Below are 10629 nucleotides of genomic sequence, written 5' to 3'. Positions count from 1 at the left end.
CGACAGGACCAGCGCTGCGGGGCTCAGTACCGTCATCGTGGAGAGCGAGCTGATCGGCGGCGAGTGTTCGTTCTGGGCGTGCGAGCCCAGCAAGGCACTGCTGCGGCCGGTGCTGGCACGCGCCGACGCACGCCGGGTGCCGGGGCTGAGACAGGCGGTCGCCGGACCACTGGACGTGGCCACGGTCCTCGCACACCGCGACGACATCGTGAACCACTGGCAGGACGACGACCAGGTCGACTGGCTGAACTCGGTCTCCGTCCACCTCGTACGCGGCCAGGGCCGCCTCGACGGCCCCCGCCAGGTCGTGGTGAGCACCCCCGACGGCGACACGGTACGGCTCACCGCCCGCCACGCGGTCGCCGTCTGCACCGGCACCGGCACGGCGCTGCCGGACCTTCCCCATCTGGACGAGATTCGCCCCTGGACCAATCGTGAGGCAACCGGCGCCGACCGGGTACCTGGTCGTCTCGCCGTGGTCGGCGGCGGAGTGGTGGCCGTCGAAATGGCCACTGCCTGGCGCGCGCTCGGCGCCCAGGTGACCATGCTGGTCCGAGGCAGCCGCGGATTGCTGACGCGGATGGAGCCGTTCGCCGGGGAGATGGTCGCGGACGCATTGCGTGAGGCCGGCGTCGATGTGCGGTTCGGGGCCTCCGTCACGTCCGTGACGCGGGAGGAAGGCGCTGACGGCGAAGTACGCATCACCCTGGCAGACGGCGAGCAACTGGCCGCCGACGAGATCCTGTTCGCGACCGGACGAGCCCCGCGCACCGACGACATCGGCCTGGAGACCATCGGCCTCACGCCAGGCGACTGGCTGACCGTTGACGACACCTTCCGGGTCAGCGCCATCAACGACGGTTGGCTCTACGCGGTCGGCGATGTCAATCACCGAGTCCTGATGACTCATCAAGGCAAGTACCAGGCCCGCATCGCGGGCGCCGTGATCGGGGCCCGTGCCCACGGGGAACCGGTGGACGACAGCCGCTGGGGCCCACACGTCGCGACCGCTGACAGCGTGGCCGTACCGCAAGTGGTGTTCACCGACCCGGAAGTTGCGTCAGTCGGCCTGACCACGCGGGAAGCCGAGCGCACCGGGCGCCGGATCAGGGTGGTGGACTACGACATCGGCGGCGTCGCCGGCGCGGTCCAGTACGCGAAGGGATATCGCGGCAAGGCTCGTATGCTGGTCGACCTCGACCGCGGCACCGTGGCCGGGGTCACCTTCGTCGGCCCCGGGGTCGCAGAGCTGCTGCACTCAGCAACCATCGCGGTCACCAGCGAGGTGCCCGTCGAACGGCTCTGGCACGCCGTCCCCGCTTTTCCGACGATCAGCGAAGTCTGGCTGCGGCTGCTGGAAACCTACCGCGGGTAGGCAGGGCCAGGCGCTCGACGTCCTCGGCTCTGACTGGTAGGCCCACGTGTTCGCTGTGCCCGTCGCGGAACCCTCCGGCGTTCTCAACCGACTTCCGGCGCGGCACCCGAGAAGTCGTACACGGCGAAGTCGGTAACCGGGACGTACCCGATTCGCTGGTCGAGGCTGTTGCTGGTGGGGTCTTCACCTGCTGGTCCTTGAGGTCGGGTAAGTGAGCGTAACCATGTGTGAGTGAGTGTCGTTGTCGGAGTGTGAATCTGACGGAGTGGGCGAGGATGCAGGGCGTGCATCCGCAGACCGCGTACCGCTGGTTCCGTGAGGGAACGTTGCCGGTACCGGCTCAGCGGGTCGGGCCGCGTACGATCTTGGTGAATATCGGGACCAGCACCGCTTTGGAAGCGGTGGGCGGCCTGGGTCTGTATGCCCGTGTCTCCTCGCACGACAAGGAAGGCGATCTGGAGCGGCAGCTCGCCCGGTTGTCCGCGTGGGCGGCCAAGGCCGGCGGCAAGGTCGTCCGGGTCGAGTCCGAGATCGCGTCCGGTATGAACGGGGCCCGCTCGAAGGTGTGTCGGCTGCTGGCCGACCCGGATGTGACGGCCGTGGTGGTCGAGCACAAGGACAGGCTCGGGCGGATGAACGTCGAACTCGTCGAAGCCGCGTTGTCCGCCTCGGGCCGTCGCCTCGTCGTGCTCGACGACGGTGAGGTTGAGGATGACTTGGTGCGGGACATGGTGGAGGTACTGACGTCGTTCTGTGCCCGCCTGTATGGCCGCCGGTCGGCGAGGAACCGGGCCCGCAAGGCGCTGGAGGCTGCCGAGCATGGCTGACTTCCACTGCGTCCGATCCAGGCGCCGTTCGTCGTGCCCGGGCCGTCCGGTGTGGCGATCCGCACCCGGCTCAAGGAGCTCACCGCGCAGGACGAGAAGGTCCTCGCGCTGGTCGGCGCGCACCTCGCTCGCTGGCCTCCCGGGACCTGGCTGTGCGCTGCCGGGACGGGCTGGAGCACTCCAGCGAGACGTGGGCGGCGCGCAAGCAGGCCCTGACCGCCGAGTCCTCCTCCCGCTGGGCCGGATCGATCACGAAGGCGACACATGACCAGTGGGCACTGTCCCGCCGGGGGCAGTTCGCGCACATTCAGGTTCTGGAGGCCGGTGTGCGCACCATCGCGCACCGGTTGTCGCTTCCGCTGGGGAGAAGGGCGGCAAGCGGGTGCCGGGCGGCTACCGCACCCGGCAGGAGTGGTTCGCCAAGACGCGCCGCCTGCACGTGCTGGAAGACCGGCTGGAGCGTGAGCGGGCCGACCGGGACAACGGAGTCGTACGCGTCGTGCGCGGCGGCAAGAAGCTCGTGCGGGCCCGGCATAACCTGGAAGCGGCCGGGCTGACCGAGACTGCCTGGCGGGAGCGGTGGGAGGCGGCGCGCTGGTTCCTCGCCGCGGACGGCGAGTCCGGCAAGCGGCACGGCAACGAGACCATCCGCGTCACCCCGGACGGTGAGATCAGCATCAAGCTGCCGACCCCGCTCGCCGAGTACGCCAACGCCCGGCACGGCCGGTACGTCCTGGTCGGCCGCGTGCGGTTCCGGCACCGGGGCAGCGAGTGGGCCGACCGCGTCGCGGCGAACCGGGCCGTGGCCTACCGCATCCACTACGACGTGGCCCGGGGCCGCTGGTACCTGACCGCGTCCTGGCAGGTCCCGCCCGCGCAGACCATTCCCCTGACCGCCGCGCTCGCCGACGGCGTGATCGGCGTCGACACCAACGCCGACCACCTCGCCGCCTGGCGCCTGGACACCGACGGCAACCCGATCGGCAGCCCACGCCGCTTCCTCTTCGACCGCTCCGGCACCACCACCCACCGCGACGCCCAGGTCCGCCATGCCCTGACCCGCCTGCTGAACTGGGCCAAGACCTGCGGCGTGAAGGCCATCGCCATCGAGAACCTCGACTTCGCCGCAGACAAGACCCGCGAGAAGCACGGCCGCAAGAAGCACTTCCGGCAGCTGATCAGCGGCATGCCCACCGGCAAACTACGGGCGCGCCTCACCTCGATGGCCGACCAGACAGGTATCGCCATCATCGCCGTCGATCCGGCCTACACCTCCAAATGGGGCGCCCAGCACTGGCAAAAGCCCCTCACCAGCAACAAGCGCAAGACCACCCGCCACGACGCGGCCGCCGTGGCGATCGGCAGGCGCGCCCAGGGACACCCGATCCGGCGACGGACGGCACCGCCCCGCACCCACCAGAGCGATGGATGCGGGCATCGGACCGTCCAGGCCGAATCGGTGGCCCCGGGACGTGAGGGAAACCGCCCCCGCATCCCCGGACCACGGACACGATCCATGCCGCCCGGACGCGGAGCGAACGCGGTGGACCAGAACGCCCAACACCGTTCGGGGCGTTCGGCTGAGCATGAGTTCCGGCAACAGGATTCACTCCCGCTCAGTCTCTAGGAACGGTTGGCCAAGTCCGCGAACAGCACGACCTCTGTCGCGCCTGCGGCCAGGGCGGCCCGGCTCACCTCGACGGTCACAGCGCCGGCGTAGCCGCGACCGCGTAGGTGGGGCGGGGTGTAGACGGGGGCCACCACCCGGATCTGGCCGGCGATCATCTCGGTCACGCCCGCCATGGAGACGGGAGTGCCGTCCGGGGTCTCCCAGAGCGTGACGCGTCTGTCGGCGAAGCGTGTGTCGGCTCAGGAGTCGGCGTCTGCTGAGGGGACTTCTCCGATGGCGGCGGCGAACTCGCAGTACCAGGGCCTGAGTTGCTCGCGGTCCTGCTCGCCCGCGACTCGGCCCCGGCCCTCTGGGAGCGGCTTCGGTGGGGTGAGCGTGCCGAGGCGGTACAGGCGGTGCTGCTCGCGGAGGGTCGGCGTTGCGCCTGTGTGCCGCTGCCAGGCCTCGGCGAAAGCGGTGGCGGTGTCGTGCTCCGCGCTGACGCCGGGGAGGGGATGGCCGGGGCCGGCCAGGCGGGCGGCGAGCGTGTCGGCATGCTCGGGGGGTAAGGGGGGTGAGGTTCAGGCGGCCGGGCGGGGCGCGGAAGAAGAAAAAGGTGGCACGGACCTCGCCCGCTCGCTCCAGGCGGCCGAAGACGGGGGCTTCGGCGCCGTACGCGTCCGCCCCGCGTGTCCGCAGTGTCTCGGTCACCGTCAGCTGCATGGTGTGCAGGGCGGGGCGTGAGCGCAGGAAGTCTCCGGTTCGGGCGAGAAAGTCGTCGAGGTCTTCGGTGATGTGCCAGTCATCCGGGCGCATACTTCATGATTCCTCATCCAGGCAGCTCCTCGCCCGTCGTGCGCGCCAGCCCATTACCTGGTCGTTCACGAAGAACTGCTCCGCGCCGCGCACGGCCGACCACATCATCAAGGGGGGCGGTGACTTGTCCGGCCGCAGCGAGTTCCTGGCGTCCGGGGTGGCAGCATGAATCGTCGAACCGGCCGTGGAGGGCTGCGCGCCGACCTGCCCTCCGGGGGTTGGGAACTGCTGCAGGTTGACTGCACATGAGTGTGTTCTGGCGGACATGAGTAAGCGTCTCGGCCACGGAACTCGTGACCCTCGAAGGGGAACACGCATTCTCCCGTCAAACGCGTGACCTTGGCGGGTGGCGGTCGTTGGATGTGATGGAAGGATCTTCGGTTCGCGGGAGGGGGGATGGGGTGGGCGGGCTGCGGGAGGTGGCGGCGTCGTACGTGGTGCCCGGCCCCTCGGGGGTGGCGATCCGTGACCGGCTCAAGGCCCTGACCGCCGAGGACGAGCAGGCCCTTCGCCTGGTCGGGGACCATCTGGGCACGCTGGCCTCCCGTGATCTCAAAGCCCGCTGCGCGGCCGCGCTGGACCACGACAGCGAGCGGTGGGCCAAGCGCAAGCGCACCCTTACGGACGAGGCGTCCTCCCGCTGGGCCGGGTCGATCACGAAGGCCAGCCACGACCAGTGGGCACTGGCCCGCCGTGGTCAACTCGCGCACATCCAGTCCCTGGAAGCGGGCGTACGCACGATCACGCACCGGCTGTCCCGGCCGATCGGGGAGAAAGGCACCAAGAACGCACCTGGCGGCTACCGCAGCAGGCAGGAGTGGTTCGCCAAGTCCCGCCGCCTGCACGTCCTCAGCGACCGGCTGGAGCGGGAACAGGCAGACCGCGCGGCCGGGCGCGTGCATGTGGTACGCGGCGGGAAGCGGCTGCTGCACACCCGCCACCACCTGGACGCCGCCGGGATGACCGGCACTGCCTGGCGGCAGCGGTGGCAGGCCCAGCGCCGGTTCCTCGCCGCGGACGGCGAGTCCGGCAAAAGGTTCGGCAACGAGACCATCCGCGTCACCCCCGACGGCGAGGTCTCGATCAAGCTCCCCGCGCCGCTGGCGCATCTGGCGAACGCCCCGCACGGCCGGTACGTGCTCGCCTCCCGGGTGGCGTTCGCGCACCGGGGCGAGCAGTGGCGCGACCGCATCACCGCCAACCGGGCCGTCGCCTACCGCATCCACGAGGACACCGCCCGGGGCCGCTGGTACCTGACCGCCTCCTGGACCGTCCCACCGGTCCAGACCGTGCCCCTGGCCACGGCCCGCGCGAGGGGCCTGGTCGGCGTCGACACCAACGCCGACCACCTCGCCGCCTGGCGCCTCGACGAACACGGCAACCCCGTCGGCGCGCCGCTGCGCTTCGGCTACGACCTGTCCGGCACCGCCGACCACCGCGACGCGCAGGTGAGGCACGCCCTGATCCGCCTGCTGCACTTCGCCAGGCGCCACGGCCTCGCCATCGCCGTCGAGGACCTCGACTTCACCGCCGAGACGACCCGCGAGAAACACGGCCGCCGCAAACGCTTCCGCAACCTCATCTCCGGCATGCCCGTGAGCAAGCTGCGGGCCCGGCTCGCCAGCATGGCGGCCGAACTCGGCATCCCCATCGTCGCCGTCGACCCGGCCTACACCAGCAGGTGGGGCGCCCAGCACTGGCAGAAACCCCTGACCACCAAGAACAGAAAGACCACCCGCCACGACGCGGCCGCCGTGGCGATCGGACGACGCGCCCTGGGACACCCGATCCGGCGACGGACGGCACCGCCCCACGACGACCAGAGCGATCGTCGTGGGCATCGGACCGCCCAGGCCCGACCGGTGGCTCCCGGGCGTGAGGGAACCCGCCCCCGTATCCCCGGACCACGCACCCGATGCGCTGCGCCCGGACACGGAGCGAACGTGGGGGACCAGTGTGCCCAACACCGTTCGGGGCACGCGGCTGAGCCTGTGCAACTCATGCTCAGTCTCCAGGAACGGTGGAGAACGGCACGCCGAGCTGAGGAATAGCTGCCGGGACGGACGGGGGAGACACCGGCCCCGGCCAAATGCGAAGGGGAGAATGTGTCGCAGAGCGGTGACATCGAAACCGGCGGAGCGAGCAAGGCATCCGCTCTTGTGGTGGGTCAGGTACTCACCGCACAGCGCACCATTGCGGCCGAGGACATCGCCGCCTTCGCCGCTCTTGTGGGCGACGAGGGGCGTCACCATGTCTCGGCCGACGGGCCGGTCATGGCGCACGGTCTGCTGACCGCCTCGTTGGCGACGCAGGTCGGCGGCCGACTGGACTACATCGCCCGCCGGATGACCTGGGAATTCCTCAAGCCCGTCTGGGAAGGCGACACCATCACCGCACACGTGACAGTACAGGCACTGGACCGGAAGCGGTCCGGGATGGAGATCGAGTTCGGCATCGTGATCGTCAACCAGGACGGCCATGAGGTGCTGCGTGGCGACAGCACGGGCGTTGTACGTGATTCGGCAAGCGCGCAGCCCTGAGAGCCGGCTTGCCGCACTGGGCGCTTCTCCAGAGCCCGTAACGATGCCGCACCGGCTCGACTTCCCAAAGGCGAAGCCGGGGACCGTGCCCGCTTCGCATACTGACTGGCATGGCCACTTATGACACGCTCGGCGCAACGTATGCCCGGACACGACAGCCTGATCCGCGGATCGCCGCGCAGATCCACGCTGCGCTCGGAAACGTCACCGACGTGATCAACGTCGGAGCGGGCACCGGCTCTTACGAACCGCCGCAGACGGTCCTCGCGGTCGAACCCAGCCGGGTCATGCTTGCCCAGCGCCCGCCGGGATCCGTGCCCGCCGTGCAGGCGGTCGCAGAAGACCTCCCGCTGCGTGACAACGCCGCCGACGCCGTCATGGCACTGTTGACCATCCACCACTGGTCCGACCCGGCGGCCGGAATCAGAGAACTGCGCAGGGTTGCCCGGCGTCGCATCGTCATCCTGACGTGGGAACAGCGCATCTTCCGCGAGCAGTTCTGGCTCGTACGGGAGTACCTGCCGGAGGCATCCGCCTTTGACGAGACCCGCGCCATCTCCACTGACCAGCTGGTCGACCTGCTCGGTGGGGCGCGCCAGGAACCGGTCCGCGTCCCCCACGACTGCACGGACGGATTCGGCGCCGCATACTGGCGCCGCCCCCACGCCTACCTTGACCGGCAGGTGCGCGCCGGGATCTCCATGCTGGCCCAGACCGGCGAAGACGCCATCGCACCCGGCCTGACCCGGCTCGCGGACGACCTGACGACCGGCCGCTGGCAAACCCGTCACGCCGAGCTGCTTACGCTCGAAACCATCGACGTCGGTTACCGGTTACTCGTGACCGACCTCTGACCCACGTACCTGGCCCCGGGAACAGCCGCCAACGACAACCCACCTCATTGAAGATCCACCAACTTGACGTTGCTGGTCAGGGGGCTGGTGCGGGTTGTCGGTCGTGTTCTCGTGCTGGTCGTGGGCAGTTGTCTGGGCTCAAGGCCATCTGTCAGCGGGTGACTTCGAGGTTCGTCAGGACGAGCAGAGCACGCAACAGCGTGGTGGCGTGACGGACGTCCAGGCGGAGGTTGGTGAGGATGTGCCGTTCTTCAGGTGCGCGAAGGCGTGCTCGCAGACCGCGCGGACGGATGCGATCAGCTGGTTGACCTGCTTTTTCGACCGTGGCCTGCACGGTTCCCGAGCCGTGACAGGCTTCTGACCGCTGGTGGGGTACAGCACTGGTTCTCGCTGTGCCCCACCAGCCCACGTTGTGTACGGAAGGAGTGAACCGCAATGCCTGAAAATCTTGCATGGATCGCCGATGCCTGGCGCGGCGCGAGCCCGGGCGCCGCCGACTTGTACATCACCTGCGCCCGCGGCCTCGCCCCTGAGCAGCTGGCCGAACGTATGGCCGACCATGAGCCTGTCGAGGTCGGGCCCGCCCTCACCATCCAGGAAGCGCACCGCATGGTCGACCTCACGCAGATCTACTGCGTCGGCCGCATCGGCCAAAGCGGCGACTGGTCGTTCATCGTGGAGTGCGTGGGCAGTGAAGGCTGGGCCCTGGACCCGGCAGCGTCCCGCGGCGCCGAGGTCCTGATCTTCGACCCACGGCCGGACGATCCACCCTCCTTCTTCAGGTACCTCGCCGACGGTGAGGTACAGCTGCACTTCGAGTTGGGGTTCGGCTACGACCCCGCCGGAGCCCAGCCCGACCTGCTGCGCCCGGCGCTGGAAGCGGCCGGAGTCATCCCGCCGGAAGGCAGCATCGATGACCTGCTCGGCGCGGACGAGGAACTGTTGCCTGTCGAAGAGAAGCGCCGGGTGTTGAAGGTCGTCGGTGAGCATTTCGGACTGTCACTGCCGCGGCAGGTGATCGAGAGCGGGCGGCTTCCTGCCGTGGTCACCCGCACCTCGCCTCCGTCCTCCTGGTGACCACGAGCGTGCTCAGAGATCCGATAGGTGCCCCAAGGGCCGCAGCATCGGTCACGTCCACGGACGTGACCCAGACGACACGGGGCCAGCAGCATGGAACGGCGAAGCCGATGCCGTACCAAAGGGGCAGCGTGGGCGGTCTGCGAGGATGCCTTGGCCCACTGCTGGTTCGGCACTGCGACAGACATGCGTCACGCCGTGCCGAACCATGCCTCCGCAAGCGCAAGCAGTGTTCCTTCGGCAGGTACGTACAGTTCCCTCATGTACCAGGGGAGGTTGCTGTACACGTGCAGCACCGTGTACGCGAGCAGTTCGGACGGCTCGAAGGTGTGGCCGTACGCGCTGGTGAGCCGGGTCAGCAGGTCCGGATCACCGCGGGTGACGAACAGACCGACGCCCACGAAGTCGTACGCGCGGTCACCGATCATGGCTGGTTCGAAGTCGAAGAGCCCGGTCAGGCGCCACCCGTCGGGGTCGACGAGGAAGTGCTGCTGCATGACCTCGGTGTGGAGCAGGGAACGGTGCGGGGTGCGCGGCAGTGGGACCGAGGCCAGGAAGTCCGGGATCTGCTCCAGCCAGCCGGCCGGCAGTCCGTGGGCGCGCTGCTGTTCCACCGCACCGGCACATTGGCGGTCCAGGAAGGCGCCCCAGTCTCCGGGACCGAGGACGTCTGCGAGAGGATCGGGGTTGAGGGAGTGCAGTACCGCCAGGGTCTCACCCACGTCGGTGACGAGCCGTTCACGGTGGCTCCGCGGAACGCGGTCCCAGGAGCCGGCCAGGTTCTCGCCGCGGAGCCGGGACATCAGGACGTACCGCCAACCGTTCTCGTACGGACCGAAGTCACGCACCTGCGGTGTCGGTACCGGCAGTCGTCCCTGGATGTGCGTGAGGACGCGGCCTTCGGCGACGCCGTCCTGGGCGGCGGCTCCGGGGAACAGTTTGAGAACGTGCTCGTCACCCACCGCGTAGACCGGCTGCGACCCGTCCGGGAAACGAGTCAGCGGTGCGCCGGCAAGACCGAGGCGTGCACAGAGGTCCTCCACTCCGGGGCGCATCACCGTCTCGTCAGGAACAACCGCGTCCCACTCTTCGTCCGTTTCCACCGGAGGCAGCACGATCGGGACCGTAGGCCGCCGGTTGCCGGGAAGCAACGGAATTTCACGGCCCTCGCGCCCGATGCCGTTCGACCGGATGCGTGATCTGTCGGACAGGCCCATGTGCTGCCACCGTACGAAGCGAAAGGGGCCGCCGGGAGTACCGGTGGCCCCTGGTCAACCTTCGCTCTCAGCCGACTTGCCCGATGGTTACCGTGCGGGATCCCGGAGCGAAGTCATCGAAGGACTGTTCCCAGGACTCGCCAGGCCAGTAGTAGGCCACCCGGCCCTCGGAGGGCCGGTAATGGGCGGTGTAGACCGTTCCCAGCCCCTCGTCGTATGTGGATTGATACAGCGGCGGCTTCAGCATCACCGCCACGTCCGCGCCCGCTGCGCGAATGGCCTTCAGCCGCTCCTGGGTCCGGGAGAACTGCTCC

At 69.3% G+C, this 10629-nt stretch carries 8 protein-coding genes and 3 pseudogenes; 7 read left to right on the top strand and 4 right to left on the bottom strand.

Annotated features, from left to right (window positions below; all coding sequences use genetic code 11):
• The 3 genes and pseudogenes from ACTWQJ_RS36935 to ACTWQJ_RS36925 all read left to right on the top strand — a co-directional run.
• Positions 1-1375, top strand: a 1375-nt coding sequence (locus ACTWQJ_RS36935; protein WP_443310822.1) for a dihydrolipoyl dehydrogenase family protein, incomplete at its 5' end; no start/stop codon positions are given.
• 251 nt (positions 1376-1626) lie between these two features.
• Complete coding sequence (locus ACTWQJ_RS36930) at positions 1627-2202, top strand: IS607 family transposase (RefSeq protein WP_443310821.1); 576 nt, start codon at positions 1627-1629, stop codon at positions 2200-2202.
• 6 nt (positions 2203-2208) lie between these two features.
• Positions 2209-3782: pseudogene (locus ACTWQJ_RS36925) on the top strand (IS200/IS605 family accessory protein TnpB-related protein); the annotation flags it as partial.
• 52 nt (positions 3783-3834) lie between these two features.
• Here the strand turns inward: ACTWQJ_RS36925 and ACTWQJ_RS36920 are convergent.
• Positions 3835-4627 (bottom strand): annotated as a pseudogene (locus ACTWQJ_RS36920) (GNAT family N-acetyltransferase); the annotation flags it as partial.
• Positions 4628-5028: 401 nt separating this feature from the next.
• Here ACTWQJ_RS36920 and ACTWQJ_RS36915 point away from each other — a divergent pair.
• The 3 genes from ACTWQJ_RS36915 to ACTWQJ_RS36905 all read left to right on the top strand — a co-directional run bounded on the left by ACTWQJ_RS36915 (position 5029) and on the right by ACTWQJ_RS36905 (position 8021).
• Positions 5029-6678 carry an IS200/IS605 family accessory protein TnpB-related protein gene (locus tag ACTWQJ_RS36915; protein WP_443310820.1) on the top strand — a complete coding sequence of 550 codons (1650 nt, stop codon included), beginning with the start codon at positions 5029-5031 and terminating at the stop codon, positions 6676-6678.
• Between the two features lie 54 nt (positions 6679-6732).
• On the top strand, positions 6733-7167 hold the full coding sequence (locus ACTWQJ_RS36910; protein ID WP_443310819.1) for a hypothetical protein: 435 nt from the start codon (positions 6733-6735) through the stop codon (positions 7165-7167).
• Positions 7168-7277: 110 nt separating this feature from the next.
• Positions 7278-8021 (top strand): methyltransferase domain-containing protein, encoded by a 744-nt coding sequence (locus tag ACTWQJ_RS36905; protein WP_443310818.1) that lies wholly within the window; start codon positions 7278-7280, stop codon positions 8019-8021.
• Positions 8022-8172: 151 nt separating this feature from the next.
• Here ACTWQJ_RS36905 and ACTWQJ_RS36900 read toward each other — a convergent pair whose 3' ends face one another.
• The gene (locus ACTWQJ_RS36900) at positions 8173-8355 is read right to left on the bottom strand and encodes a hypothetical protein (RefSeq protein ID WP_443310817.1); all 183 of its coding nucleotides are present in this window, start codon (positions 8353-8355) and stop codon (positions 8173-8175) included.
• 101 nt (positions 8356-8456) lie between these two features.
• Here ACTWQJ_RS36900 and ACTWQJ_RS36895 point away from each other — a divergent pair, with 101 nt between their 5' ends.
• Complete coding sequence (locus ACTWQJ_RS36895; RefSeq protein WP_443310816.1) at positions 8457-9098, top strand: DUF6461 domain-containing protein; 642 nt, start codon at positions 8457-8459, stop codon at positions 9096-9098.
• Positions 9099-9289: 191 nt separating this feature from the next.
• Here the strand turns inward: ACTWQJ_RS36895 and ACTWQJ_RS36890 are convergent, their stop codons facing one another.
• On the bottom strand, positions 9290-10213 hold the full coding sequence (locus ACTWQJ_RS36890; protein ID WP_443310815.1) for a phosphotransferase: 924 nt from the start codon (positions 10211-10213) through the stop codon (positions 9290-9292).
• Positions 10214-10382: 169 nt separating this feature from the next.
• Positions 10383-10629, bottom strand: a pseudogene (locus ACTWQJ_RS36885) (C45 family autoproteolytic acyltransferase/hydolase); the annotation flags it as partial.

Source organism: Streptomyces sp. KR55, from assembly GCF_052245645.1.
Classification (GTDB): Bacteria; Actinomycetota; Actinomycetes; order Streptomycetales; family Streptomycetaceae; genus Streptomyces; species Streptomyces flavusporus.
Note: the sequence above shows the minus strand (reverse complement) of the source record. Positions and strands in the feature narration are given on the sequence as shown.

What these genes read in the sequence shown, in the direction of transcription:
- ACTWQJ_RS36905 (WP_443310818.1), top strand. Translation starts at nt 7,278, where the DNA reads ATGGCCACTTATGACACGCTCGGCGCAACGTATGCCCGGACACGACAG.
- ACTWQJ_RS36895 (WP_443310816.1), top strand. Translation starts at nt 8,457, where the DNA reads ATGCCTGAAAATCTTGCATGGATCGCCGATGCCTGGCGCGGCGCGAGC.